Annotated in this window: 29 protein-coding genes; 22 read left to right on the forward strand and 7 right to left on the reverse strand. The window is 64.4% G+C overall.

Annotated elements, in window-relative coordinates; translation table 11 throughout:
* Window positions 1-34: 34 nt before the first annotated feature.
* From D2N39_RS10910 to D2N39_RS10935, 6 genes are all read left to right on the forward strand, one after another.
* Window positions 35-814, forward strand: a complete 780-nt coding sequence (locus tag D2N39_RS10910; RefSeq protein WP_119134811.1) for an ABC transporter ATP-binding protein — start codon at window positions 35-37, stop codon at window positions 812-814.
* 33 nt (window positions 815-847) lie between these two features.
* Window positions 848-1621 (forward strand): transporter substrate-binding domain-containing protein, encoded by a 774-nt coding sequence (locus D2N39_RS10915; RefSeq protein ID WP_407645560.1) that lies wholly within the window; start codon window positions 848-850, stop codon window positions 1619-1621.
* A gap of 41 nt (window positions 1622-1662) precedes the next feature.
* A complete protein-coding gene (locus D2N39_RS10920) occupies window positions 1663-2370 on the forward strand; it encodes an ABC transporter permease (protein WP_199725240.1) in 708 nt (235 codons plus the stop codon).
* The gene (locus D2N39_RS10925) at window positions 2367-3137 is read left to right on the forward strand and encodes an ABC transporter permease (protein WP_119134813.1); all 771 of its coding nucleotides are present in this window, start codon (window positions 2367-2369) and stop codon (window positions 3135-3137) included. Before D2N39_RS10920 ends, D2N39_RS10925 begins: the two co-directional genes overlap by 4 nt.
* 209 nt (window positions 3138-3346) lie before the next feature.
* A complete protein-coding gene (trmB, locus tag D2N39_RS10930; protein WP_119134814.1) occupies window positions 3347-4042 on the forward strand; it encodes a tRNA (guanine(46)-N(7))-methyltransferase TrmB in 696 nt (231 codons plus the stop codon).
* Between the two features lie 76 nt (window positions 4043-4118).
* Entirely contained in the window at window positions 4119-5168 is a 1050-nt protein-coding gene (locus tag D2N39_RS10935; RefSeq protein WP_119134815.1) for an amidohydrolase family protein, read from the forward strand.
* Between the two features lie 3 nt (window positions 5169-5171).
* On the opposite strand, the gene D2N39_RS10940 is transcribed toward D2N39_RS10935, so the two are convergent.
* On the reverse strand, window positions 5172-5834 hold the full coding sequence (locus D2N39_RS10940; RefSeq protein ID WP_119134816.1) for a FadR/GntR family transcriptional regulator: 663 nt from the start codon (window positions 5832-5834) through the stop codon (window positions 5172-5174).
* Window positions 5835-5916: 82 nt separating this feature from the next.
* Between D2N39_RS10940 and D2N39_RS10945 the strand changes: the two genes are divergently transcribed.
* A complete protein-coding gene (locus tag D2N39_RS10945) occupies window positions 5917-6663 on the forward strand; it encodes a sulfite exporter TauE/SafE family protein (protein WP_119134992.1) in 747 nt (248 codons plus the stop codon).
* Window positions 6664-6731: 68 nt separating this feature from the next.
* Entirely contained in the window at window positions 6732-8075 is a 1344-nt protein-coding gene (gene aroA, locus D2N39_RS10950) for a 3-phosphoshikimate 1-carboxyvinyltransferase (protein ID WP_119134817.1), read from the forward strand.
* Here aroA and D2N39_RS10955 read toward each other — a convergent pair whose 3' ends face one another.
* On the reverse strand, window positions 8076-8354 hold the full coding sequence (locus D2N39_RS10955; protein ID WP_119134818.1) for a hypothetical protein: 279 nt from the start codon (window positions 8352-8354) through the stop codon (window positions 8076-8078).
* Window positions 8355-8464: 110 nt separating this feature from the next.
* Here D2N39_RS10955 and D2N39_RS10960 point away from each other — a divergent pair, with 110 nt between their 5' ends.
* The 12 genes from D2N39_RS10960 (at window position 8465) to D2N39_RS11015 (ending at window position 18123) form a co-directional block, all read left to right on the forward strand.
* Complete coding sequence (locus D2N39_RS10960; RefSeq protein ID WP_119134819.1) at window positions 8465-9052, forward strand: (d)CMP kinase; 588 nt, start codon at window positions 8465-8467, stop codon at window positions 9050-9052.
* Window positions 9053-9117: 65 nt separating this feature from the next.
* Window positions 9118-9618 carry a BLUF domain-containing protein gene (locus tag D2N39_RS10965; RefSeq protein ID WP_158589804.1) on the forward strand — a complete coding sequence of 167 codons (501 nt, stop codon included), beginning with the start codon at window positions 9118-9120 and terminating at the stop codon, window positions 9616-9618.
* A gap of 53 nt (window positions 9619-9671) precedes the next feature.
* Window positions 9672-10817: a KAP family P-loop NTPase fold protein gene (locus D2N39_RS10970; protein ID WP_119134821.1), complete on the forward strand. Its 1146-nt coding sequence runs from the start codon at window positions 9672-9674 to the stop codon at window positions 10815-10817.
* Window positions 10818-11249: 432 nt separating this feature from the next.
* The gene (gene rpsA, locus D2N39_RS10975) at window positions 11250-12935 is read left to right on the forward strand and encodes a 30S ribosomal protein S1 (protein ID WP_119134822.1); all 1686 of its coding nucleotides are present in this window, start codon (window positions 11250-11252) and stop codon (window positions 12933-12935) included.
* Window positions 12936-13132: 197 nt separating this feature from the next.
* Window positions 13133-13417, forward strand: coding sequence for an integration host factor subunit beta (gene ihfB / locus D2N39_RS10980; protein WP_119134823.1), 285 nt, complete (start codon window positions 13133-13135; stop codon window positions 13415-13417).
* 33 nt (window positions 13418-13450) lie between these two features.
* Window positions 13451-13804, forward strand: coding sequence for a lipopolysaccharide assembly protein LapA domain-containing protein (locus D2N39_RS10985; protein ID WP_233557118.1), 354 nt, complete (start codon window positions 13451-13453; stop codon window positions 13802-13804).
* A 1-nt stretch (window position 13805) separates the two neighbouring features.
* Complete coding sequence (locus D2N39_RS10990; RefSeq protein ID WP_119134824.1) at window positions 13806-14444, forward strand: phosphoribosylanthranilate isomerase; 639 nt, start codon at window positions 13806-13808, stop codon at window positions 14442-14444.
* Entirely contained in the window at window positions 14441-14887 is a 447-nt protein-coding gene (locus tag D2N39_RS10995; protein ID WP_119134825.1) for a GNAT family N-acetyltransferase, read from the forward strand. The genes D2N39_RS10990 and D2N39_RS10995 overlap by 4 nt, the downstream gene beginning before the upstream one ends.
* Before the next feature lie 127 nt (window positions 14888-15014).
* Entirely contained in the window at window positions 15015-16247 is a 1233-nt protein-coding gene (gene trpB, locus D2N39_RS11000; RefSeq protein WP_119134826.1) for a tryptophan synthase subunit beta, read from the forward strand.
* Window positions 16248-16413: 166 nt separating this feature from the next.
* A complete protein-coding gene (locus tag D2N39_RS11005) occupies window positions 16414-16989 on the forward strand; it encodes a hypothetical protein (protein ID WP_119134827.1) in 576 nt (191 codons plus the stop codon).
* Window positions 16990-17101: 112 nt separating this feature from the next.
* Window positions 17102-17527, forward strand: a complete 426-nt coding sequence (locus tag D2N39_RS11010; RefSeq protein WP_147373469.1) for a hypothetical protein — start codon at window positions 17102-17104, stop codon at window positions 17525-17527.
* Window positions 17524-18123, forward strand: coding sequence for a helix-turn-helix transcriptional regulator (locus tag D2N39_RS11015; RefSeq protein ID WP_119134829.1), 600 nt, complete (start codon window positions 17524-17526; stop codon window positions 18121-18123). The genes D2N39_RS11010 and D2N39_RS11015 overlap by 4 nt, the downstream gene beginning before the upstream one ends.
* 8 nt (window positions 18124-18131) lie before the next feature.
* On the opposite strand, the gene D2N39_RS11020 is transcribed toward D2N39_RS11015, so the two are convergent.
* From D2N39_RS11020 to pth, 3 genes are read right to left on the reverse strand one after another with little or no spacing between them, the layout of a single operon-like run.
* Entirely contained in the window at window positions 18132-18506 is a 375-nt protein-coding gene (locus D2N39_RS11020) for a DUF2237 family protein (RefSeq protein ID WP_119134830.1), read from the reverse strand.
* A complete protein-coding gene (locus tag D2N39_RS11025; RefSeq protein WP_119134831.1) occupies window positions 18499-19662 on the reverse strand; it encodes a serine hydrolase domain-containing protein in 1164 nt (387 codons plus the stop codon). Before D2N39_RS11025 ends, D2N39_RS11020 begins: the two co-directional genes overlap by 8 nt.
* Window positions 19663-19692: 30 nt before the next feature.
* Window positions 19693-20373, reverse strand: a complete 681-nt coding sequence (pth, locus tag D2N39_RS11030; RefSeq protein ID WP_119134832.1) for an aminoacyl-tRNA hydrolase — start codon at window positions 20371-20373, stop codon at window positions 19693-19695.
* Between the two features lie 142 nt (window positions 20374-20515).
* On the opposite strand from pth, the gene D2N39_RS11035 reads away from it, so the two are divergent.
* Entirely contained in the window at window positions 20516-21499 is a 984-nt protein-coding gene (locus tag D2N39_RS11035) for a glycosyltransferase family 2 protein (RefSeq protein ID WP_158589805.1), read from the forward strand.
* A gap of 20 nt (window positions 21500-21519) precedes the next feature.
* On the opposite strand, the gene D2N39_RS22865 is transcribed toward D2N39_RS11035, so the two are convergent.
* Together D2N39_RS22865 and D2N39_RS11045 are read right to left on the reverse strand one after the other, a co-directional pair.
* Window positions 21520-23868, reverse strand: a complete 2349-nt coding sequence (locus D2N39_RS22865) for a calcium-binding protein (protein WP_158589806.1) — start codon at window positions 23866-23868, stop codon at window positions 21520-21522.
* 161 nt (window positions 23869-24029) lie between these two features.
* Entirely contained in the window at window positions 24030-24632 is a 603-nt protein-coding gene (locus D2N39_RS11045; RefSeq protein WP_119134834.1) for a 50S ribosomal protein L25/general stress protein Ctc, read from the reverse strand.
* Between the two features lie 201 nt (window positions 24633-24833).
* Here D2N39_RS11045 and D2N39_RS11050 point away from each other — a divergent pair, with 201 nt between their 5' ends.
* Window positions 24834-25976: an MFS transporter gene (locus tag D2N39_RS11050; RefSeq protein WP_119134835.1), complete on the forward strand. Its 1143-nt coding sequence runs from the start codon at window positions 24834-24836 to the stop codon at window positions 25974-25976.
* Window positions 25977-25978 lie beyond the last annotated feature (2 nt).

The raw sequence follows: 25978 nt of genomic DNA on the forward strand, positions 1-25978 counted from the left end.
GGGCTTACTGCAATCACCCAGTGACGGAGTTCCGATGACGCGACCAGATGGCGATGTTCCCCAGCCCGAGGCAATCCGCATCGAAGGATTGCACAAGTCTTTCGGCCAGCTTGAGGTTCTGAAAGGGGTTTCGCTGACAGCGTGTGAAGGTGACGTTGTGGCGGTGATCGGGGGGTCCGGCTCTGGCAAATCGACCATGCTGCGCTGCATCAACTTTCTGGAAACGCCAAGTGCGGGCAAGATCGTCATTGGCAATGAAACGGTGGCGATGCGGCCTGACGGCAGCCCGGCTGACCGCAAGCAGATCGAACGCCTGCGCCAAAGCCTTGGCATGGTGTTCCAGCAATTCAACCTGTGGTCCCACCGGACGATTCTTGAAAACCTGATCGAGGTGCCGGTGCATGTGCTGGGCGTGCCGAGGGCCGAGGCGGTAGCTCGTGCCGAACGCCTGCTGGCACGGGTGGGGCTTTCGGCCAAGGCCGATACCTATCCGGCCTTCCTGTCGGGCGGTCAGCAGCAGCGCGCCGCCATCGCCCGCGCGCTGTGCATGGAACCGCGCGCCATGCTGTTCGACGAGCCAACTTCGGCGCTGGATCCCGAACTTGTGGGCGAGGTTCTGGCGGTGATCCGCGATCTGGCCGCCGAAGGGCGCACCATGATCCTCGTGACGCATGAGATGAAATTCGCCCGCGAGGTCGCCAGCCATGTCGTTTTCCTGCACAACGGCCTGATCGAGGAGGAAGGCCCGCCTGAACAGCTGTTCGGCGCGCCGCGATCCGAACGGCTGCAACAATTCCTGAAAAGCGTGGCCTGAAGAGCCACCGAACGATCCAACAGAAGGGGTAACATGATGAAAAAACTCGCGCTGACGCTGACTGCGGTGCTGATGATGGGCGGGGCTGCCATGGCCGCGCCGGTGAAGGTAGGCATCGCCGCCGAACCCTATCCGCCGTTCGCCTCGCCCGATGCCTCGGGCAAGTGGGTCGGCTGGGAAGTTGACATGATCGGAGCCGTCTGCAAGGCGGCCGAAATGGAATGCGAGATCGTGCCGGTGGCATGGGACGGTATCATCCCGTCGCTGACGGCAGGCCAGATCGACGCGATCATGGCTTCGATGTCGATCACCGAGGAGCGGATGAAGACCATCGACTTCTCGAACAAGTATTACAATACCCCGACCGTGATTGTCGGTCCGAAGGGCGATGCGATGACGGCCGACGCCGAGGGGCTGAAGGGCAAGATCCTTGGCGTGCAGGTGTCCACCATCCACGAGGCCTACGCGCAGAAACACTTCAAGGACGCGGTGGCCGAGATCAAGGTTTACCAGACCCAGGACGAGGCCAATCAGGATCTGGTCGCAGGCCGGATCGACGCGACGCAGGCTGACAGCATCGCGCTGGACGATTTCCTGAAATCCGAGGCGGGCGCGGCCTGCTGCGAGGTCAAGGGCGCCGTGGCGGATGACCCGGACGTTCTGGGCCTTGGCGTCGGCGTCGGTCTGCGCAAGGGCGACGAGGAGTTGAAAGCCAAGTTCAATGCCGGGATCGCCAAGGTGCTGGAGGACGGCACCTATGAGGAAATCTCCAAACCCTACTTCAGTTCGTCGATCTACGGCGGCTGATGGCCGTGACGGCGCTGGTCGGGGCCGCGGGCGCGGCTTCCATGTTTGAACTTCTGCAACTTTCGCCTCCCGGTTGGGGGGCGAACCTGCTGCGCGGTTTGTGGAATTCGATCCTTATCGCCTGCGGGGCCTTCGGGCTTGGCATCGGCATCGGAACGCTGGGCGCCTTTGGCAAGCTTTACGGCGGGCCGGTGGTGCGCGACCTGCTGGCGGTCTATACAACTGTGGTGCGGGCGGTGCCGGAACTGGTGCTGATCCTCATTCTTTACTACGCGGTCACCGATGCGGTGAACCAGACGCTGCTGGCCTTCGGATATGACCGTATCCAGATTTCCGGCCTTGCCGCCGGGATCGCCGTTCTGGGCGTGGTGCAGGGCGCCTATGCGACCGAGGTGCTGCGCGGCGCCATTCAGGCGGTGCCGGCGGGGCAGATCGAGGCCGCCCGCGCCATGGGGATGCCTCCCGGTCTGCTGGCGCGGCGGGTGACCTTGCCGCTGATGCTGTCGAACGCGCTGCCGGGGCTGGCTAATCTGTGGCTGGTGGCCACCAAGGACACGGCGCTGCTGGCCGTGGTGGGCTTCGGCGAGTTGACGCAGGAAACCCGGCAGGCGGCTGGCGCGACGAAGGCCTATTTCACCTTTTTCATGGCGGCGGGGATGCTGTATCTGATCCTCTCCATCGGCTCGGGCTGGTTGTTCGCCCGGCTGGAGCGTCGCGCCCGCCGGGGTCAGCCGGAGTTGCACGGATGAGGGCGTTCTGGAAACCGCATCGCATCGTCATGGCGCTGATCGCGCTGGCGATTGTCGTCTGGTCGGTGCTGACCCTGCGCTGGGACTGGGTTCCCAATTATCTGGGCCTTGCGGCGCAGGGTATCTGGCGCACGATCTGGCTGCTGGCGACCTCGATCGTGCTGGGCATGGCGCTGGCCATCCCGCTGGGTCTGGCACAGGCGGTAGGGCCGCGCATCCTCGCCTGGCCCGCCCGCACCTTCTGCACGGTGATCCGGGGCACACCGCTGCTGCTGCAACTCTGGCTGCTTTACTATGGCCTGGGGTCGCTGTTCCCGACGATCCCCTGGATCCGGCAAAGCGAGTTCTGGCCCATCCTGCGGCAGGCCTGGCCCTACGGGCTGTTGGCCCTGACGCTCAGCTTCGCCGGATATGAAGGCGAGGTGATGCGCGGGGCTTTCAAGGGGGTGCCGAAAGGGCAACTGGAAGCCGCGCGTGCCATGGGCATGCCGCGCCTGACCATCCTGCGCCGGATCTGGCTGCCACAGGCGCTGCACCGCGCGCTGCCGACGCTGGGCGGCGAGACGGTGCTGCAACTGAAGGCGACCCCGCTGGTTGCCACCATCACCGTGGTGGACATCTACGCCGTCGCCAGCCGGGTGCGGCAGGATACATTCATCACCTATGAACCATTGCTGCTGCTGGCGGTGGTCTATATGGCGATCACTGGCATCATAGTGCTGGGCTTCCGCTGGTTTGAACAGCGCATCCCCTCGCGCGTGGCCTGACTCAAGGGGGCTTTCCGCCCCCTCTTGCCTGCGGCAATTCACCCCCGAGGATATTTATGGCCAAGATGAACCTCAGGCGCTTTCATCTTGGTTCAAATATCCTCGGGGGGTGAGCCCCGCAGGGGCGAGGGGGGCAGACGGCACCCCTGTAACGGCTTGACCGACGCGGCGTCCGGGTTTAGGCCCCCGCCGTCTGAAGGAGGCCGGTGATGACGGAAGAAACAGAGCGGCGGAATTTCTACGGCCGGACCCATGGCAAAACGCTGCGCGCAAGCCAGAAGCAATATCTGGCCGAAGATCTGGGCCGCATCAGCCTGTCAGGCGTGACGCGTGACGACAATCCCGCCCGCGCGCCGCTGGATCTTGCCGCGCTGACCGGCGGGAGGCCCTTGTGGCTGGAGGTCGGTTTCGGCGGTGGCGAGCATCTGGTGCATATGGCGGCGCGCTATCCGGGTGTCTTCATCATCGGCTGCGAGCCTTTCGTGAACGGCGTCGCCATGCTTCTGGGCAAGGTGCGGCAGGCGGGGCTGGATAACCTCGTCATCCATCCCGGCGATGTGCGCGATCTGTTCGACGTGCTGCCGGATGCCTGTGTCGAGAAATGTTTCCTCAACTATCCCGATCCTTGGCCCAAGGCGCGCCACCATCGGCGGCGCTTCGTGACGCCGGGCTATCTGTCTGCGCTGGCGCGGGTGACGAAGCCGGGGGCCGAGTTCCGCGTGGCGACCGACATTCCCGATTATGTGCGCCAAACGCTGGAAGAGGTGCCACCCGCCGGGTTTGATCTGGTTCGGCAGGCCGGCGAGGGTGAGGCGTGGGAGGACTGGCTCTGTACCCGATACGAGCAAAAGGCCTTGCGCGAAGGGCGGGCACCGAATTACCTGACCTTCCGCCGTCAGGGGTAAGCAACGCGCGCTGGTTTAGCCCGGTCTTTGCGGGCATGCGAGCAGGTTTTGTCGGTCATCCGACCGGAGAGCCTGCATGTCGCGCCTTGCCATCACCAATTGCCATGTCCACACTTTTACCGAACGGCATATCCCCGCCCGCTATCCGCATCTTCTGCTGATGCCGTTCAAGCGGATGCCGTGGCTGTTGCGCGGTCTTGCCCTAGGGGCAGGTGTGCTTGGACAGGAACGGGCCGCGGCGGCGCTGGGGCGGCTGCATCGCTTTCAGGCCGAGGCGCGGGCAGGCGGGCAGGCGGAAATCTTTGACCGTCTTATCGCGCAATATCCGGCAGGCACGCGCTTTGTCGTCTTGCCGATGCAGATGGCCGGGCTGGGGCAGGGGAGGGTCGCTGCCGATCTGCGGGCGCAGCACGACGAACTGGCAGCACTGGCCTGCGCCTGGCCGGGGCTGATCCTCCCCTTCGCGGCTTGCGACCCGCGTCTGCCCGGCGCGGCGGCGGAGGTGCGGCGCTGCATCGAGGATCTGGGCTTTCGCGGGCTGAAGCTTTATCCCCGCATCGGCTATGCCCCCGATCATCCGGTGCTGATGCGCGAGGTCTATCCGCTGCTGAATGCGCACGGGCTGGCGGTGGTCAGCCATTGTTCGCGCGGCGGCGTGACCGGGCGGCTGAGCCGGGCCGAGGCGGATCGCCTGTCGCATCCAATGGCTTTCGCGCCTGTGCTGCGGGCCTTCCCGAAAATGCAGGTGGACCTTGCGCATTTCGGCGGGCAAAGCGATTGGGAGCGGTATATCGGGGAGGGGATGAACCCGTATGATCCGGCGGCGCGCGACGGCAACTTCCTGATCGCGCTGCGCGGGATGATCGAAAGCGGCGATTTCCCGAACCTCTGGACAGATGTGTCCTATACTTTGTTCCAATCAGAGGCGTTTCTGCCCTTCCTGCGGATGTTCATGGCGCATCCCCGCCTTCGCGCGCGCGTCCTGTTCGGGTCGGACTACTACATGACCCGGCAAGAGGCGCTGTCGGAACGTGCCGTTGCGGTTCGGCTGCGCTCTGGTCTGGGCGAAACGCTGTTTCGGCAGATCGCCGAGGTCAACCCGACGCGCTGGCTGGGTGAGGTGTAAGGTTTATCCCTCCATCATGCGGGCGATGGTTTCCAGATGTTCGCGCATGGCGCGGGCGGCTTCCGGGCCCGTTCCCGCTGCGATGGCCGTGACCACGGCGGCATGTTGGTCGCTGTGCAGGCCGGTGAAGGCATCGACCCCGGCGCGGCGGTAGGCGGCTTCCCAGCGGGTCTGCCAGCCAACACGCCGCCGCGCGCGCGACAGGAAGCGCATCACGGCAATCAGAACGGGATTGCCCGCCGCATCGGCGAGGGCGGCGTGAAAAGCCTCGTCCGCGGCTTCAGCGGCCTGCCGGTCGCGTGCGCTGCGCCCCGAGCCGACCAGCGCCGACAGCCGGGCACAGGTGGCGGGTGTTGCACGTTCGGCGGCGGCCCCGGCAATGGCGGGTTCCAGCAAAAGACGGGCCTGCATGAGCGCCTCAGGCGTAGCGGCCTCGATCAGCAGGTTTTCCCGCAGCGGGGTCGGGCCAGGGCGCGGGCCGGTGAAGGTGCCCTGGCCGACATGGCGCCAGATCCGGCCCTCGGTTTCCAGTATGGCGAGGGCCGCGCGCAGGCTCTGGCGGCTGCACCCCAGATCGGCCGCCAGCCGACGTTCGGGTGGCAGGCGCCGCGGCGGGCCTTCGGCCAGATCGCGCAGCCGGGGCAGGATGTCATCGTGTCGGGCCATGATCGCACCCCGGACCAATTTGCAGACCAATCTGGACCGGGGCACATGGCGGGTCAAGGGATCGCCGGGGAGGGCGCGGGCAATGGTCGAGATACTGGTTCTGGCGGTGACGGGCTTCGTGGCCGGGGTGCTGAATTCAGTGGCGGGGGGTGGCACCTTCCTGACCTTTCCGGCGCTGGTCTGGGCCGGTCTGCCGCCCGTGGCCGCCAATGCCACGGCAACCTTTGCCGCGCTGCCCGGCTATCTGGGCGGCGCCTGGGGCTTTCGCCATGATATCCGCTCGGAAGGGGCGCTGAAGCTTTGGCAGATCATTGCGCTGTCGCTGGTGGGCTCGGTCACAGGCGCGCTGTTGCTGCTGGTCACGCCTTCGGATGTGTTTGACGGGCTGGTGCCGGTGCTGCTTCTGGTGGCGACGGGGCTGTTCGCCTTTGGCCCGCGCCTGCTGGCGACGCTGCGGTCGCGCGGCATGGGGGCGACCGGACCGGGCCTCAGCGCGGCGCTGGTCTTTGTGGTGGCGGTTTACGGCGGCTATTTCAACGGCGGTCTGGGCATCCTGCTGCTGGCGCTGTTCGGGCTGATCGGATTTACCAATCTCAACACGATGAACGGGCTGAAAGTGCTGCTTTCGGGGCTGATGGCGGTGCTGTCCTGTGCAGCTTTTGCCATTGCCGGGCTGATCGGCTGGTATGAGGGGCTGATCATGGCCGCCGCCTGCACGCTGGGCGGCTGGATCGGCGCGGGGCTGGCGCGGCGGATGCCGGTTGCGGTGTTGCGGGCGCTGATCGTGGTGATCGGGCTGGGTATGGCGGTGGTGTTTTTCCTGCGCTGAAGCGGCGGGGCTGGACCGTCGCCCCCGCTTGCGCTAACGCGGGGGCAAGGATGAGAGGGAGCCCCAGAATGTCCGGCCATGGTGACGCGCAACCGATGACCGCCCGCAAGTCGGGCCCGCTGAGCGGGACGGCCGCCGTGCCGGGCGACAAGTCGATCAGCCATCGCGCGCTGATCTTCGGGGCCATGGCAGTGGGCGAGACGAAGATCACCGGCCTTCTGGAAGGGCAGGACGTGCTGGATACCGCCAAGGCGATGCGCGCCTTCGGGGCCGAGGTGACGCAGCACGGGTCGGGCGCCTGGTCGGTGCATGGCGTGGGCGTGGGTGGTTTCCGCGAGCCGGCCGATGTCATCGACTGCGGCAATTCCGGCACCGGCGTGCGGCTCATCATGGGTTGCATGGCAACCACCGACATGACCGCGACCTTCACCGGCGACGCGTCCTTGCGCAAACGCCCGATGGGTCGGGTGACCGATCCGCTGGCGCTGTTCGGCGCGCGGGCTTACGGCCGGCAGGGCGGGCGGTTGCCGATGACCATCGTCGGCGCCGCGAATCCGGTGCCGGTGCGCTATGCGCTGCCCGTGGCCAGCGCGCAGGTCAAATCGGCGGTGCTGCTGGCGGGGCTGAACGCGCCGGGCGAAACCGTGGTGATCGAGCGGGAACCGACGCGCGACCATTCCGAACGCATGCTTCTGGGCTTCGGCGCGGAGCTGCATGTGGAAAAGGGGGCGGAGGGGCATATCATCACCCTGAAGGGCCAGCCGGAGCTGCGGCCGCAGACCGTGGCGGTGCCGCGTGATCCGTCCTCGGCCGCCTTCCCGGTTTGTGCCGCGCTGATCGTTGAAGGCTCCGACATCCTCGTGCCCGGTGTCAGCCAGAACCTGACCCGCAACGGGCTTTACATCACCCTCGTCGAGATGGGGGCGGAGATAGAGTTCCAGAACCCGCGCGAGGAAGGCGGCGAGCCGGTGGCCGACCTGCGCGTCCGCTTTTCGGGCAATATGAAGGGCATCGAGGTGCCCCCCGAACGCGCGCCGAGCATGATCGACGAATACCCGATCCTGTCGGTTGTGGCGGCCTTTGCCGGCGGCAAGACCGTGATGCGCGGCGTCAAGGAGTTGCGGGTGAAGGAAAGCGACCGCATCGACGCCATGGCGCGGGGCCTTGAGGCTTGCGGCGTGACCATCGAGGAAGACGAGGATACGCTGATCGTGCAGGGCATGGGCGCGGGCGGCGTGCCGGGCGGCGCCACGGCGGCGACCCATCTGGATCACCGCATCGCCATGAGCTTCCTCGTCTGTGGCATGGCAGCGCAGAAGCCGGTTTCGGTAGATGACGCCTCGCCCATCGTCACCTCCTTTCCGATCTTCGAAGGGCTGATGACCGGCCTCGGCGCCACGCTGACCCGCTGATCACGCCGCGCGGATCAGCGGCGTCAGCCGCGCCACCACCGGATGCGCGGAGGTTGACCCCGCGTGCCCGATCAGCGCGGCTCCGGGTGCATCGTTCAGCCGCGCCTCCAGAATCCCGGCATCCGTCATTGGCGCCGGATCGGCATTGATCAGCCGCACCGCATGACCCGCGTCGATCAAAGGGCCGCCCATGGCCAGATGGCCCAGCGGCGGCAGTTGCCCTTTCGGCACGCGCGAGTCGATGGCGCGATGCGGCGGGTTCAGACGGGCGATCTTCATGCGGCACCTGTCAGCTTGGGACGAAAGCCTCGCATGTCGGACAGGGCTCGCCAGGTTTGACCTTGGCCGCCGCGAGGCATAAACCGCGCAAGGAAAAGACTGAGGGCGCGATGATCTTCACTGTGGCAATCGACGGGCCGGCGGCGGCGGGCAAGGGCACGATCAGCCGCGCTGTGGCGGCGCGTTTCGGCTTTGCGCATCTGGACACTGGCGCGCTTTATCGCGCGGTCGGGGTGAAGGGCGGCGATCCGGTCTCGGCGGCGCGCGGCCTCACGCCCGAGGATCTGGCGCGCGACGATCTGCGCACGCTGGAGGCCGGGCAGGCCGCAAGCCGTGTCGCCGTGATCCCCGAGGTTCGCGCCGCGCTGCTGGAATTTCAGCGCCGCTTCGCGCGGCGCGAGGGCGGCGCCGTGCTGGACGGGCGCGACATCGGCACGGTGATCTGCCCCGAGGCCGAGGTGAAACTGTTCGTGACCGCCAGCGCGGAAGTCCGTGCCCATCGCCGCTGGCTGGAAGTGGGCGGCGATGCCGAAAAGGTGCTGGCCGAAGTGCGCGAGCGCGACGACCGCGACATGAACCGTGCCGACGCGCCGTTGAAACCGGCGAAGGATGCCGTTCTGCTGGATACTTCGGCACTGGGGGCCGAGGCGGCGATCGCGCAGGCCATCGCGCTGGTGCAGGCGCGTCTGCCGGGCTGAGCGATGCGGCTTGACCGCTACCGTGCCACTGCTCCAAATGTGGCGGGTGCATGGAGTGTCGCAGCATGGTGTCGTCTTTCCGGCAAGTCCTTTACCGCAGCATTCCGCGACATCCCGATTTCGACCCCGGCGATGTTGCCATCCTGCGCACGGCGTTGCGGTTCAATGCCTCCCACGGGATCACCGGCTATCTGGTGCGCACGGCGGACCAGTTTCTTCAGGCGCTGCACGGCCCGTCCGATTGTCTGACCGCGCTGCTGGGGCGGATTGCAGTGGATGACCGGCATTACGGGTTCGATCTGCTGCTGGATGAACCATGCCCGGATGAAACACCGTTTCCCGGCTGGGCGCTGGGCTATGACCATTTCTTCGCGGTCGAACATGGGCTGGAACGGGCGGCCGATGGCAGCCGCGCGCCCCTGTCGCCGGATCGGGCGCGGGATTTGCTTTCCTCCATGGCCCATGCCGCCGCCGCGACCCTGCGCTTCGGCTCCGGCTTTCCGCAGGCCCGGCTGCCGGGGGAGGGGGACGAGACCTATCTGGCCCGGCTGGACGGGATGGTCTGACCCATGGCGCCGTGGACCCGCGCGACCCGGATTACTCAGGGAAGGGGCGTGACATGACGGCGCACTGGCAGGACGACCTGCTATCCTATGCCGAGATCGGCAAAAGCTTCACCAACCTCGTGCAGTCCATCGAGGGCAGCAAGGTCATCTCGGTCGAGGCGGGCTTCGGCCATGGCACGACCTTCTTCCGCAAAGCATGGGCGAGCCAGTTGCGCGCGGCGGACGAAGTGGTGATAGAGATCGACGCCCAGCAATCGGATCATTCCGGCGAGCCGGTGGTGACCTTTCTGGGCGCCTTGCTGGCGGCATTGCCAGAGCAGGAGAAGGGCGCGCTACAGCAGATAACGGCCAGGGGCACCCGCGTTGCCAAGGCTGCGGGGCGTGCGCTGGTCGGGGTAGTGGCGAGGCAGGCCTCCGAGGCGATATTTGAGCTGGCTGCCGAAGCGACGGGGCAGCGGGTCAATGCGGACGAGGCCATTGAAAAGGCACTCAAGGAAACGGTCCTAGAACTTGGCGACCGCATGACCAAGTTTGGCGAACAACTCGTTCGCACACAGCTTGTTGCCGAGCATGTGCGGCAAAATGAGTTGCCCGCCCAGATTGCGGCCATCCAGAGCGCCTTGACCGAAGGCAGTGCCCACAAGCGGATCGTGGTGCTGATCGACGAGTTGGACCGTTGCCACCCCGACTATGCCATCGCGCTCTTGGAAGCGATGAAGCTGGTCTTCGACAGGCCGGGTTTCGTTTTCGTATTGATGGTGAACGTCGAATATCTTGAAAATGTTGCGCACCACCGCTTTGGCACCGGAAAGAATAGCGCCACCGAAAAGGCGGGTGGCTCCAAAAGGATCGGCGAAAGCTATCTTGAAAAGTTCGTGGACCTGCGGCTGAAACTGCAACCCACGCCCGAAGCCATCGGCGCGGCGACGGCGGAACTGGTGCGGCGGTTGAAGGTCGAAATTCCCTTCGGGCCGGGTGAGGCTTTCACGGTCGAGGCCGCGGCAAACCTCGCCGCACGGATCGCGCCTGAAAGCGACCTGTCCTTCCGACAGATCAAGCGGGTAGTGGACCGGGTGGAACTGGTCGCGCGCTGCTACCGGCAGAGACCGATAGATCTGCCGCTGTTGGTGTATCTGGCGTTTGTAGAGGCCCGGATGGCACGAGCCGCATCGAAACTCAGCTTTCCCGATCCTTGCTGACACCGGGGAAGGCTGAGAAACTTAAGAACCCTCTCCAAGGGACCGCTATTCCGAACGATCACAGAAGGATCGCGATGCGGAGCGAATGATATTCATCAAAGAAACATGTCCTGAACTGCTGAATCTACCTGAAGATCGTTATCGAATGCCGCCGCTACCGGAGGGGCAATCCTATTACGATTGGGCGCTAGTTCTTGAAGGCCTCGGACCCCGCTACATCCCCGAACATCAGGCCATGCTGGACGCGGTGCACCGATTCATGGCGTGACGCCCGCGCGCGCCTTTCCCTTGCCCCGTTGGCCCAAAGCCGCTATAGCGCGCCCATCCCAAGGTGACTCGGCCCGGTTCTCCGGGCCTTTCCCGTTCGGGGCCATCAAAGACCGGCGGAGCCAACCGCATGGCCAGAAAACCATGAAAAGGACTGAACTGCATATGTGCGCCAAAGCATCCATGGATGAATTCGAAGCCCTCCTGAAGGAAAGCTTCGAGATCGACACCCCCGAAGAGGGTTCGGTCGTCAAGGGCCGGGTCATCGCCATCGAGGCGGGCCAGGCCATCATCGACGTCGGCTACAAGATGGAAGGCCGTGTCGATCTGAAAGAATTCGCAAATCCCGGCGAAGCCCCGTCGATCAATGTCGGCGATGAGGTCGAGGTCTATCTGGACCGCGTCGAGAACGCCCGTGGCGAAGCCGTCATCTCGCGTGACAAGGCTCGTCGCGAAGAAGCCTGGGACCGTCTGGAAAAAGCCTACGCCAACGAGACCCGCGTCGAAGGCGCGATCTTCGGCCGCGTCAAGGGTGGCTTCACCGTCGATCTGGGCGGTGCCGTGGCCTTCCTGCCCGGCTCGCAAGTTGACGTGCGCCCCGTGCGCGACGCCGGCCCGCTGATGGGCATCAAGCAGCCCTTCCAGATCCTGAAAATGGACCGTCGCCGCGGCAACATCGTTGTCTCGCGCCGCGCCATTCTGGAAGAATCGCGTGCCGAACAGCGCGCCGAAGTCATCGCGAACCTCAGCGAAGGCCAGACCGTCGAGGGTGTTGTCAAGAACATCACCGAATACGGTGCCTTCGTGGATCTGGGCGGCGTTGACGGCCTGCTGCACGTCACCGACATGGCATGGCGCCGTGTGAACCACCCGTCGGAAATCCTGTCGATCGGCGAGACCGTCAAGGTTCAGGTCATCAAGATCAACAAGGAAACCCACCGTATCAGCCTGGGCATGAAGCAGCTCCAGTCCGATCCGTGGGATGCGGTGGAACGCGCCTATCCGCTGGGTTCGGTGCACAAGGGCCGCGTGACCAACATCACCGATTACGGCGCCTTCGTGGAGCTGGAAGCCGGCGTCGAAGGTCTGGTTCACGTCTCCGAAATGTCGTGGACCAAGAAGAACGTGCACCCCGGCAAGATTGTCTCGACCTCGCAAGAGGTGGACGTCATGGTTCTGGAAATCGACAGCGCCAAGCGCCGCGTGTCGCTCGGCCTCAAGCAGACCCAGCGCAACCCGTGGGAAGTCTTTGCCGAAACCCATCCGGTCGGCACCGCGATCGAGGGCGAAGTCAAGAACATCACCGAATTCGGTCTGTTCATCGGCTTGGAAAACGACATCGACGGCATGGTTCACCTGTCCGACCTGTCGTGGGACCAGCGTGGCGAAGACGCCATCCAGAACTACCGCAAGGGCGATGTGGTGAAAGCCGCCGTCACCGAGGTGGACATCGAGAAAGAACGTATCTCGCTGTCGATCAAGGCGCTGGGCGACGACACCTTCACCGAAGCGGTTGACGGCGTGAAGCGTGGCTCGGTCATCACCGTCGCGGTCACCGCGATCGAGGAAGGCGGCATCGAGGTCGATTACAACGGCATGAAGTCCTTCATCCGCCGTTCGGATCTGGCCCGCGACCGTCAGGACCAGCGCCCCGAGCGTTTCCAGGTTGGCGACAAAGTCGATGCCCGCGTGACCAACGTGGATTCGAAAACCCGCCGTCTGGGCCTGTCGATCAAGGCCCGCGAGATCGCGGAAGAGAAGGAAGCCGTGGAACAATACGGCTCGTCCGATTCGGGTGCTTCGCTGGGTGACATCCTCGGCGCGGCCCTCAAGGGCGCCGACCGCGGCTGATTTCGCGGCCCATGAATCGCGTGAAGGCCCCGCCAACCGGCGGGGCCTTTGCCTTTGATGGCGGGTTTTTGCCATGCTGCACCGCCAACCTACGGCGATTGCACGGCTTTTCGTTTGTCCCCCCGGATTTCTTGCTTATAGTCCATAGCACAACAAAAACGGGCTGCTGCCATAACGCCCCGGGGGGGACATCGCCGATGATCCGGTCGGAACTCATCCAGAAAATCGCGGACGCCAATCCGCACCTGACGCAACGCCATGTCGAGCGAATCGTAAACACTGTTTTCGACGAGATCATCGAGGCGCTGGCGCGGGGGGACCGGGTCGAATTGCGCGGCTTCGGCGCATTCTCGGTCAAGGAGCGGGATGCCCGCACCGGCCGCAACCCCCGCACTGGCGAGGCGGTCGAGGTCGAAGACAAGAAGGTGCCCTTCTTCAAGACGGGCAAATTGCTGCGCGACCGGCTGAACGGCAAGGCCTGACCGCCCGCGCAAGGAAAGGGGGCGCTTGCGCCAATGCTGCGTTATCTGAGGTATCTTGTGCTGCTGGTCATCGGGCTTGCCCTGCTGACCATTGCTTTCGCCAACCGCGCGGCGGTGCAGGTCAGCGTGCTGCCCGCCGATGTGGCGCAGGTGGCGGGTTGGAACTGGCAGGCAGAGGTGCCGCTGTTCGTCGCCATCTTCGGTGGCGTGGCGGTGGGTCTGCTGATCGGCTTCGTCTGGGAATGGCTGCGCGAGCACCGGCATCGCCGTGTCGCCTCCACCAAGACGGCCGAGGCGCAGCGGCTTGAACGTGAACTGGCGGCGATGCGCGATGCCAAAGGGCAGCCACAGGATGACGTGATGGCGCTTCTGGACAAGAAAGCCTGACATGGCCGACATCCGGGTGAAGATCTGCGGTCTGCGGACCGTGGCAGATGTGGACGCCGTTGCAGCTTCCGGCGCGGCCTACGCGGGCTTCGTGTTCTTTGCGAAAAGTCCCCGGCATCTTGATCTGGCAACCGCGCGCGAGCTGGCGCTTGCGGCGCCGCCGGGGCTCGCCAAGGTCGCCCTGACGGTAAATGCCGATGATGCGGCGCTGGATGCGATCATCGAGGCGGTGCCGCTGGACATGCTGCAACTCCACGGCTCGGAAAGCCCTGACCGCGTGGCCGAGGTGCGCGCGCGCTATGGCTTGCCGGTGATGAAGGCCGTGGGCGTGGCAGATGAGGGCGATCTGGCCGCCATCTTCGACTATTCGACCGTTGCCGACCAACTGCTGATCGACGCGAAACCTCCGAAGAGCGCGGTCCTCCCCGGTGGCAACGGGCTGGCCTTCGATTGGCGACTGGTGGCGCAGCGCCGCTGGCTACGTCCGTGGATGCTGGCGGGTGGCCTCACGCCCGAAAATGTGGCCGAGGCGATCCGCCTGACAAATGCGCGGCAGGTCGATGTGTCCTCCGGCGTCGAAAGCGCGCCGGGCGTGAAGGATCATGCCCGCATTGCCGCTTTCGTGCAGGCCGCGCAATGATCCGCTTCCGCACCGCCACCCGCGCCGACGTCGCCGCCATTGTTGCGCTGCTGACCGATGATCCGCTGGGCCGGGCGCGCGAAGGCAGTGACCTTGCGCCCTATCTGGCGGGGTTCGACGCTGTCGCGGCCAATCCGATGCACCAGATCATCGTGGGCGAGATCGACGGTCGCATCGTCGCCACCTGCCAGTTGACCATCCTGCACGGCCTCTCGCGCCAGGGCATGACCCGCGCGCTGGTCGAGGCGGTGCGCACTGCACCCGACCTGCGCAGTCAGGGGATCGGCGCCGCCCTGATGGCCGAGGCCGAGGCCCGCGCCCGCGTCGCCGGGGCCCGGATCATCCAGTTGACCACCGACAAAAGCCGCAGCCGCGCCCATGCCTTCTACGACCGGCTGGGTTATGAACCCAGCCATCTGGGCTACAAGAAGCCGCTCGACTGACCGGCGCCATTCATCTTGGCCAAAATATCCTCGGGGGTGAATGCCCGCAGGGCAGAGGGGGCGGAAAGCCCCCTTTCCCCGCTGCTTCAACCGCGCTACATCGAAAGCGTAATCGCAGGGGGAAGCCATGGCCGAGGACGGGATCAACAGCTTCATGATGGGGCCGGACGAGCAGGGCCGGTTCGGCCTTTTCGGCGGACGTTTCGTGTCGGAAACGCTGATGCCGCTCATTCTGGAACTGGAAGAGCGCTACAACCACGCCAAGACGGACGCGACCTTCTGGGCCGAGATGGACGACCTGTGGAAGCATTATGTTGGCCGCCCCTCGCCGCTGTATTTCGCGCCTCGCCTGACCGAGCATCTGGGCGGCGCGAAGATCTATCTCAAACGCGACGAACTGAACCATACCGGCGCGCACAAGATCAACAATGTGCTGGGCCAGATCATTCTTGCCCGCCGCATGGGCAAGACGCGCATCATCGCCGAAACCGGCGCGGGCCAGCATGGGGTGGCAACCGCGACGGTCTGTGCCAAGTTCGGGCTGAAATGCGTGGTCTACATGGGGGCGCATGATGTGGAACGGCAAGCCCCCAACGTCTTCCGCATGCGCCTTCTGGGCGCCGAGGTCATCCCGGTCACATCGGGCCGGGGCACGCTGAAAGATGCAATGAACGATGCGCTGCGCGACTGGGTGACCAATGTGCGCGACACCTTCTATTGCATCGGCACGGTGGCCGGGCCGCACCCCTATCCGGCCATGGTGCGCGATTTCCAGTCGATCATCGGCAAGGAAGTGCGCTGGCAACTGGCGGAACAGGAAGGCGAAGGCCGTCTGCCCGATACGATCATCGCGGCCATTGGTGGCGGGTCCAATGCCATGGGCCTGTTCTTCCCCTTCCTTGATGACCCTTCGGTCCGCATCATCGGGGTCGAGGCAGGCGGCAAGGGCGTGGATGACCGGATGCAGCATTGCGCCAGCCTGACCGGCGGGCGCCCCGGCGTGCTGCACGGCAACCGCACCTATCTGCTGCAAGACCCGGACGGGCAGATCCTCGAAGGCTTCTCGATCAGCGCGGGCCTTGATTACCCCGGAATCGGGCCGGAACATGCCTGGTTGCACGATACCGGCCGCGCCGAATATGTTTCCATCACCGATGCCGAGGCGCTGGAGGCCTTCCAGTTGTGCTGCAAGCTGGAGGGAATCATCCCGGCGCTCGAACCCAGCCATGCCCTTGGCCACGTGATCAAGCTGGCGCCGACACTGCCACGCGACCATATCATCGTGATGAACATGTGCGGCCGCGGCGACAAGGACATCTTCACTGTCGCCAAACACCTTGGTTTCGATATGAAGATCTAGGAATTTGCCGCCTAAACCCCGGTTTAGTGCGGCAAATTCAACCCGGTGCGGGGTGCGCTAAACGCCCGGCGAATGGATCGCGCCCCGCCGCCATGGCCTCATGCCCTGACCGCAGAAACTCCTGCGGTTGTGAGGTCATGATGGAGCGAGAAAAATGAAATCGGGAATGAAGGGCAGGCTGTTTGGGGGCGCCGCGATTGCGGTTCTGATATCCGGTGCAGCCTGGGCTTTGCCTGCGCAACCGATGCTGCAAGTGGCGAAAGGCGGGGCCGCATCCGAGGCGCGGGTCTGGCTGGCCTCGGCGGAGGATGGCGCCCCCGGCGACAAGATGTGGCGCGGCGACGACAAGGGCGAACCCGTCTCGGATGATGTGACCGACCTGACCGGCGGTGAGGATGACGGCATGGTCTGGGCCGGTGGCGACCCGGATTTCTGCGAAGCTTGCGGCGGCGAGATCGTGGACGAAGGCGCAGAGCCGGAAACGGTGACCGAGGAGGTTGATACCGAGCTTGGCGATCCGCTGGATACCGATGATGGCATGATGTGGGCCGGTGGTGACCCCGATTTCTGCGAAGCCTGTGGCGGTGTGGTGATGGATGATGGCGAGGTCGTCGCGCTGGGCGCGGGTGCCCAGCAAGAGCGTGGCGCGCCGTCAGAGCTTGCAGGCCGTGCACCGGGCAGCGACGACCGTGATGGCCAATGCGGCATGGCGGGCACCGCGCATCGTTGCGGCGACCGCTGAGCGGTGATTGACGCGGCGCACAGGGCCTGCCACCCTGATGCCAGCGACGGAGAAAACCGGCCGGGGCGCAGCTTGCCCCCCGGCCGTGTCCCTCGTGATGTTGGAGCATGAAATGCGACCGAAAGTTCTGCCGATCGTGGTCGCGGCCCTGCTGGCCGCCACACCGCTGGCGGCACAAACAGACAGCGGCGAGTCCGTTCAAGGCCAGATCGTTGCGCAATTGCAAGAACAGGGCTACGGCCGGATCGTTGTCAGCCGCACATTTCTGGGGCGGGTGCGCGTGACTGCCGAGCGTGGTGACCGCAAGCGCGAGATCGTTGTGAACCCGATTACGGGCGAAATCCTGCGCGACCTGCTGCGCACCGATCACCGTTATGCGGGGGATGAACGGTCGTCCTCCGGCACGGCCACTACGGCGGTGCGCGATGTGACCGACAAGAAAGAGGCCGACATCACCGATGGTGTGGATGTCGGTATCGCCAATGACAGCAACTTGGGGGACGGCGCCTTGGGCGACGTGCAGTCGGCGACCGAATGACAGGATCGGGACACAACGGCCTGCATCGCTTTCTGACGCGCCGCCCGATTGGACTGGCACTCCTGTTGCTGTTCCAGATCCTGTGTGCAGCGGTGTTCATCTCTGACATCCTGTCTTCGGTCATCGGTTTCACCGGCGTTCCGCTGAGCTGGCAATTCCGTGAAATGCTGGAACTGGGCGCGGCACTCGGGCTGGTGACCGGCATCGCGCTGGGGGCTTGGGCGCTGCGGCTGGCCATGGCCGAACGAAACGCCGCAGAGGAACGGTTGCGCCGTGCCTCGGGTGCCTTCGCCGAGATCCTTGAGGAACGCTTTGGCGAATGGGGACTGACCCCGGCCGAGCGCGATGTGGCGCTGTTCGCCATCAAGGGCCTGTCCACAGCGCAGATCGCGGCCTTGCGCGAAACCTCGGAAGGCACGGTGAAGGCTCAGACCAATGCGATCTATCGCAAGGCGGGTGTCAGCGGACGGCCGCAGCTTCTGAGCCTGTTCATCGAAGAGTTGATGCGCGACGACGATCCGCTGCGGCTTGGTCCGCCGGGTGACGATGCGGGCAAGCTGCGCGGGCGGGCGGTCGGGCAGGAAACGCGGGCCTGAGCTTCGGGTCAGTCCGTCGCGTATTGCTGCAGCACCGCCAGCGGCACGAAGTCCAGTGTGCGGCGGTGTGTTGCCCGCAGGCGCAGGTTCGGGGCTGCACCTTCCTCATGTGCCTGAAGGAAACGCGCGGCGCACAGGCACCAGGTGTCACCCGGTTTCAACCCGGCAAAGCCATATTCCGGGCGCGGCGTGCTGAGATCATTGCCCAGATATTTTGACAGGGCCAGAAACTCTGCCGTCATCACGGCGCAAACCGTGTGGCGCCCGCGATCCGCCGGGCCGGTATCGCAGCAGCCATTGCGCCAGAAGCCGGTCATCGGCGCTGTGGAACAGGTTTCCAGCACACCGCCCAACACGTTGACGCTTTCCTCGCGGTCATCCATCGCGCGCCTCCAGTGCCCGCACCAAGCTGCGGAACATCGCCACATTCTGCCCCTCGACACCAGCCGCCGTGAACCCCCGATCGGCGGCGTTGGAGGCAATGGTCACGCCGGCGCGGCGATTCACATAGATGAACTGGCCGTAAACCCCTTGCGCCATGAATTCACCCGGCTCGGCCTGTGGCGGTATCCACCATTGATAACCATAGCCCATTCCGCCAGCCGGTGTATCGGCCTGTGGGCGCGTCGAGGCATCCACCCAGTCCCGTGGCACGATCTGGCGCCCGTCAATCTGTCCTTCGCGGCGGAACAACTCGCCCACCCGTGCATAGTCTCGGGTGATCAGGTTCAGCCCGCCCAGAACGAAGGGCTGGCCATAACCATCGGTCAGATAATAGGGTTCCACCTCAAGCCCCAGCGGTTCAAGGATGCGGTCCGACATCAGATCCGCGATCTCGCGTCCCGATGCGCCGCGGATCACCATGCCCAGAACATGCGTGTCGATCGAGACATATTGCCATGGCCCGCCGGGTGGGCCGCGCCTTGCGGTAATGCCCGCGGCAAAGTCATCCATGGAGCCGCCGAGCGCCAGAACGCGACCCATCTTGTTGATGTCGCTCCAGAAATCCAGATAATCCTCGTTGAAGGCCACCCCCGAGGTCATATTGGCGACCTGCCGAACCGTGGCGCCTTCATAGGCAGAGCCCTTCAGGGCGGGGGCATATCGCTCGACCGGGGCGTCAAGGTCGATGGTGCCTTCGGCCACCAGCGTTCCCATCAGGGCCGAAAGAAAGCTTTTTGCGACCGACCAGCTGATCCGCCGGTCCATGGGTCCGGTGCCAAGGTAATAGCTTTCATGCCGAAGCTGCCCGTCTTTCACGATGACCAGCGCCGTGACATGGCGCTCGGCGATCCAGGCGTCGGTTTCGGCGGGCAGCGTGAACGCGGGGCCGGGCGGCAGGGGCAACGCAGGGCCGTCGCCCTTCGGCACCGGCACCGACAGGAAAGCCGCATCCATATGGCTGAAATTGTCAGTGATGCGATCCGCGTCAAACAGGGTCAGCACCGATTGCAGGCGTCCGATTTCCTCGCGTTTCCAGACGGCAAGGGCGGCCACGACCAGCAGCAATACCCCCAAAAATTTCATCAATCGGCGCATCGGTTCCTCCCTGATTGCGCCAACCATAGCCTAGCGGAACCGATCTGCCAGTCTTTGCAGCGTGCTGCGGGTGTCCTCGGCCGGTGCCGTTGCGTCAGACACGGGTTTCGGTTCGGCCTTTTCCTTCCCGGTCGAGGAACGCGGCGGCGCGGTGCGTTGTGCGACAGCATTCTGGAAGCGGGGGCCATCCCCGGTTGCCAATGCGGGCGCACCGTCGGAAATGCCGCGCAGCAGATCATCCAGCCAGTCCTGATCTGCCTTGGCGAAATCATGCAGCACATAGCTGGCCACCGCATCCTTGTGACCGGGGTGACCGATGCCCAGCCGGACGCGGTGATAAGCCTCGCCGATATGGGCATGGATCGACCGCAATCCGTTATGTCCCGCATGCCCCCCGCCGGTTTTCAGCCGCAACTTGCCGGGCGCAAGGTCAAGTTCGTCATGGAACACAGTGACGTCATCGGATGTCAGCTTGTAGAAGCGCAGCGCTTCGCCCACCGATTGCCCGGATAGGTTCATGAAGGTTTCGGGTTTCAGCAGAACGATTTTTTCCGACCCGAACCGCCCTTCGGAAACCAGCCCCTGAAATCCCTTGCGCCAAGGGCCGAAGCCATGATCGTCCGCGATGCGGTCCAGCGCCATGAAGCCGATGTTGTGGCGGTTGCCCGCATATTTTGCGCCCGGATTGCCCAGACCCACCCAAAGCCGCATCGCGCCCTCCGCATCATGGTCGGGATGTTTTAACCCCGAACGTGGGCCACACGCCAGCCGATGATGTGGCATGCGGGGGCTGCGTCGCCGGTTGACAGCGCGGTGTGCGCCGCCCAACCTGAGGAAAACGCAAGAGGAAGCGGTGCGGGCCACAGTCGTCTGTTCAATGCGCAACGAAGGGCCGTTCATCGTGGAATGGGTGGTCTGGTATCGTATGCTGGGCTTCACCGATCTGGTGGTGGTTACCAACGATTGCACGGATCCGTCACCCGATCTTCTGGATGCGCTTCAGGCGGCGGGCTGGCTGGTGCATCTGCGTTCGGATGTGCCTGCGGGTGGCAAGGTGACGGCTGCGAAGCTGCGGCAGGCCAAACGGCACCGGGCGGTGCGACGGGCCGACTGGGTGCTGGTCTGCGACGTAGACGAGTTTCTGGTGATCCATCGTGGCGCGGGCAAGCTGGCCGATCTTCTGGGCGATACGCCGGATTTCACCGCCATGGCGATCAACTGGCGGGTTTTCGGCACCTCCGGCGTCGAACGGTGGGAGGATGCGCCAACCCATCGCAGTTTTCTGAACGCAGGGCCGACGCGCAACTGGATCTCGCGCTGGATCAAGGTGATCCACCGCATGCCATTGGCCTTCCGTGCCTTGGGCGAACATGGTCCGCGCGGGCTGGACCCGGCTGCCGAACCCGCGCCACGTCTGGTGAATGCCGACGGCCGGCCGATCCCCGGCTGGCCGGATGAACAGAATTATCTGCGTGTCCTGCCCCCGGAACTGACCACCCATACGGGCGCGCAGATGAACCATTACATGCTGCGATCCGAAGAAAGCTGGGGGTTGAAGCGCGGCACGCCCTCGGCGGTGCAGGGGGCAGATCGCTATAACGACAGTTATTACCGATCGACCAACCGGAACGAACGGCGCGACCTGTCAGCCCTGCGCTACGAGGCAGAGTTCGATGCGATTCATGCGCAGGCCATGGCCCTGCCGGGCGTCATGCGGTTGCATCATCTATGCTGTGCGGATTATGCGGCGCGGCTGGCGGAAAAGGCCGGGATGGCCCCGCAAGAAGACGCGCGCTGGCGCCACCATATGGCGGCAGCAGAGCAGGGGGCCGGCTGACCGGCCCCCGCAGGCGAAGATCAGATGATCTCGATGCTGTTCCACAGCTTGTTGAGCGAGGCCACATCCTCCAGCACGATCTTGCCGCGCGCGCCGAAATCCAGAAGGATGTCATCGCCGGTATCGGTGGCGAACTGGCTCACCACCTGGCGCTTGGTCAGATCAAGACCGCCCCAGAGGTTGTCATTCAGCACCAGCCGGTCAAAGCCCTTGGCGAAATCGGTCACCGTATCGGTTCCCATGCCGCGGGCAAAGACGAAGGCATCGCGCCCGGCGCCGCCGGTCAGGTCATCTGCGCCGCCGCCGCCGGTGATCCGGTCATTGCCAGCGCCGCCCGACAGCGTGTCGTTGCCGCCACCGCCCAGCAGGGTGTCGCGCCCTGCGCCGGTGGTGATTTCGTCCCGGCCACTGCCGCCGTCTACCTTGTTGCTGCCGAACAGATCGGTGATCGTGTCGTTGCCGCCCTTGCCCTTGATGACGGTGTCGCCAAAGAAGCTGTCCACCACATCGTTGCGCATCGTGGTCTTCGGCCCGGCAAGCTGTTGCGCGATGTCCCAGCTTTGTCCGTCGATCACCAGCTTCTCGATCTTGACCGAACCGCTGGAATAATAGCTGCGCAGCGAAATCTGGTCGGTCACCAGCCCTTTGGCATTCAGAACCTGGATTTGCAGATCGTTGCTGAAGGACGGATTGACAAGGCGGACCCGCGCAGCGTCGATCCCCGCAAGCTCGATCTTGTCCCGGCCACCGATGTCATAGACCGTATCAACCCCGAAACCGGCCTCGAACCTGTAGGTGTCGTTGCCATTCCCGCCCGCCATGTATTCGCTGCGTTGCGAGCCGATGAAGGTGTCGGCCTGACCCGTGCCATAAAGGTTGGTCACATCCACGGCACCCTGAATGGTCAGCCCGCCGCGCAGGTCGATGGTCGCACCGCCCTGAAACACGAGGCTTTCGATGGCACGGCCGTCGAAATGGTTGTCGATGGTGATCGAACTGACGATATTGCCGTTCCGATCCACCACCATGACCCGCAGGTCATCATAGCCGTTCCCGTTCAGCCGCACATTGGCGGCAGAAATGGATTTTTCGACCAGAATCCGGTCGCGGCCCTGAGTGTCGCTGATGAAATTCGCCTCGTCACCCTTGCCCAGAACATAAGTGTCGTTGCCACCGCCGCCATAAAGCGTCTCGTTGCGGTTCGACATCACAAGCTTGTCGCCAAGCGCGGTGCCGATCAGCGTGGTCTGATCCACGGCGCCCTGAATGGTCAGCCCGCCCCGCAGGTCGATGGCCTTGCCGCTGCCGGTGATCAGCTCGGCAAGTGCGCTGCCGTTGAACTGTTCATCCAGCGTCAGGGTGCTGAGGACGTTTTCATTCTTGTCCACGATCCAGATGCGCAGATCGTCATAGTCGCTGGTGCTGGCGCTCATCCGCACGCGGCTTGCCGAAACGCCGTCGATCTGAAGCGTGTCGCTGCCCAGCCCGTCCTTGATCAGCTTGCTTCCGCCTGCGCTGGACCAGACATAGGTGTCATCGCCGCTGCCGCCATAAAGCGTTTCATTGCGGGCCGACATGATCAGCGTATCGTCCAGCGCGGTGCCCCGCAGGGTAGTGTCGCTGACGGCGCCGCGGATCGTCAACCCGCCCAGAAGATTGACGCTGCTGCCATCGGAAAAGGCCAGCTTTTCCAGCGCGCGACCATTGAAATGCTCGTTCAGGTAGATCGAGTCGATGATATTCTCGTTCTCGTCCACGATGCGGATGATCAGATCGTCATAGTCGCTGGAGCTTGTATTGATCCGCACATTCTCTTTCAGGATCGAGCTGTCCAGCTCGACCGTGTCGGAACCTTGCGCATCCTCAATGTATTTCGTGCCCTGTCCGGCCGAAACCACATAGGTATCGTTGCCGGCGCCGCCATAAAGCGTCTCGTTGCGATCCGATCCGACCAGCGTGTCGTTGTTGCCGGTGCCGCGCAGCGTGGTCTGCGAAATCGTGCCCTGAATGGTCAACCCGCCGGTCAGGTTGAGCGTGGTGCCATCGGCCAGCTTCAGCGTCTCGATGGCTGCGCCGTTGAAATGTTCGTTGAGCGAGACCGTCCCCACGACCGCGCCATTGTCATCCACAATGGAAATCAGCAGGTCGTCATAGTCGGAAGGGCTGATGTTCATGCGCAGCATGTCAGAGGTAACCGAGGCGTCGAACGCGATCGTGTCGAGCCCCTCGGTGTCGTAGACAACATCATTTCCGGGCAGGGAATCGAAACGGTATGTGTCATTGCCGGTGCCGCCGGTCAGATAGTCATTTTCCGCGGTATTGCCGTCCAGAATGTCGTCGATGCCATCTTCGCCTTTGATCGTGGCCATCGGTCACCTCCAAATAAGAAACTGGGGCGAAAATACCAAAATGGCAATCAATTGAAAGGTAAGTAAAACCCGACCTCAACCCGGTATGGGCGACTTCCCGCCGCGCCAAAAAAAACGCGACAGGGAAACCCTGCCGCGTTCTGTCCGTCCTGTCGTGGGGATCAGCCTTCGGCCGAGTCCTCTTCCGCCACCAGACCCGAGGGGGCGGTGATGTTGGCGATCACGAAGTTGCGGTCGATGGTCGGCTTCGCGCCTTTCGGCAGAACCACGTCATTGATGTGGATCACGTCACCGAAGGTGCGGCCCGCCAGATCGACGACGATCTCGTTCGGGATGTCCGAAGCCACGACTTCCAGTTCGACTTCCGGGCGCACCACGGTCAGCGTGCCGCCACGCTTCAGGCCGGGGGCCTGATCGTGGTTGATGAAGGTCACATGGATGAACAGGTTGATGCGGCTGTCATCGTGCAGGCGCATGAAGTCGATATGCGTCGGCAGGTCTTTCACGACGTCGCGCTGGACGCCGCGGCAGACGACGTGAACGTCCGGCTGGCCTTCGACCTTCAGATTGAAGAGGGTCGACATGAAGCGGCCAGCTTTCAGACGCTTCAGCAGAGCGTTGTAGTTCATGCTGATCGGCTGCGGCTCTTTGCCGTCGCCGTAAACGATGCCGGGAACGTTGCCCTCACGACGGGCTTGACGGGCGGCCCCCTTGCCTGTCCCCGTCCGCACCACGGCGTTAAGATCCGGGATCTCGCGTGCCATAGGTATCTCCTTTGGTTGCACTGGTCCGTCATCCTCCAAGGGTGCATGACGGATCGCGCGCATATAAAGGGGAATCGCTGGTAAGGAAAGCTGAAACTGCGCAGGCTGCGCATGTCGGGGGCAGACGGGGCGGTGTCGGCGCCGGGCTTGCCGGGTCTGTGCCTTCACGCTAGCACGGCATCAGGACAGAAGGAACCCCCGATGCTTTCGCCCCGCCTGATCGTCACGGCGCATGCGCCGCTTGCGGCCTTTGCGGCCATGGGCGTGCTGTGGGGCACTTTCGCGGCTGTCCTGCCTGACCTGAAAGCACAGTTGCAGGTGGACGAGGCGCGGCTGGGCCTGCTGCTGCTGCCGACGCCGCTGGCGGCGGTCAGCGCCATGCTGGTTGCGCCGCTGTTGGGGGTGGCACTGGGGCGCGTCGCGTTGCCTGTTGCGACGCTGGCCATGGGCTTTGCCTTCATCCTGCCAGGGCAGGTGCATTTGGCAGTTCTGTTCCCGCTGGCGATGATGTGTGCCGGTGCGGCGACGGGGCTGACCGACGTGCTGATGAATGCCCGTGTTGCCACGCTGGAGAATGAGCGCGGGTTGCATTTGATGAACCTTTGCCATGCCGCCTATTCCTTCGGCTATGCCGGCGGCGCGCTGGCGACGGGCATGATGCGCGATGCGGCGCTGGCGCCGGGCGTGGTGATGGGGGCGGCGGGCCTTGGCGCCGCACTGATCGCGCTTCTGGCCTATGAGCGTGACGGCACCATCCATGGCCTCGCCCGCCCGCCGAAAGGGCAGGGCCGCGGTCTTGGTCTCGTGCCGCTGATCGGCGGTGGTATCGTGCTGATCGCTTTTCTGACCGAGAACGCGGCCGAAAACTGGTCTGCCCTGCATATCGAGAAAACCCTTGGCGGCAGCCCGGCCGAAGGGGCGATGGGCCCTGCCGCGCTGGCGCTGACCATGGGGTTCGCGCGCATCGCGGGGCAGGGGCTGGTCGCGCGGTTGAACGCGGGGCGTCTGCTGCGCCTTGGTGCTGTTGTTTCTGCGGCCGGTGCGCTGGGTGCGGCTTTTGCCACCAGCCCGACGATGGCCTATGCCGGGTTCATCGTCATGGGGATCGGATCTTCAGTCATTGCCCCTACGGCCTTTTCGCTGGTCGGCCGCATGGCTGCCCCCGAAGCCCGCGCCCGTGCCGTCGCCCGTGCCACGCTTTACGGCTATTTCGGTTATTTCTTCGGCCCGCCCATGCTGGGCTTTCTGGCGGGCCTGTTCGGGTTGCGCGCGGCTTTCGTCTTTGCGGCCGCCATGCTGATGATGGTGCTGGTGCTGACCCCGCTCTTGATGCGGCGGGGCTGAAG

The sequence above is a fragment of the Gemmobacter lutimaris genome (assembly GCF_003570715.1).
Taxonomy (GTDB): Bacteria; Pseudomonadota; Alphaproteobacteria; order Rhodobacterales; family Rhodobacteraceae; genus Gemmobacter; species Gemmobacter lutimaris.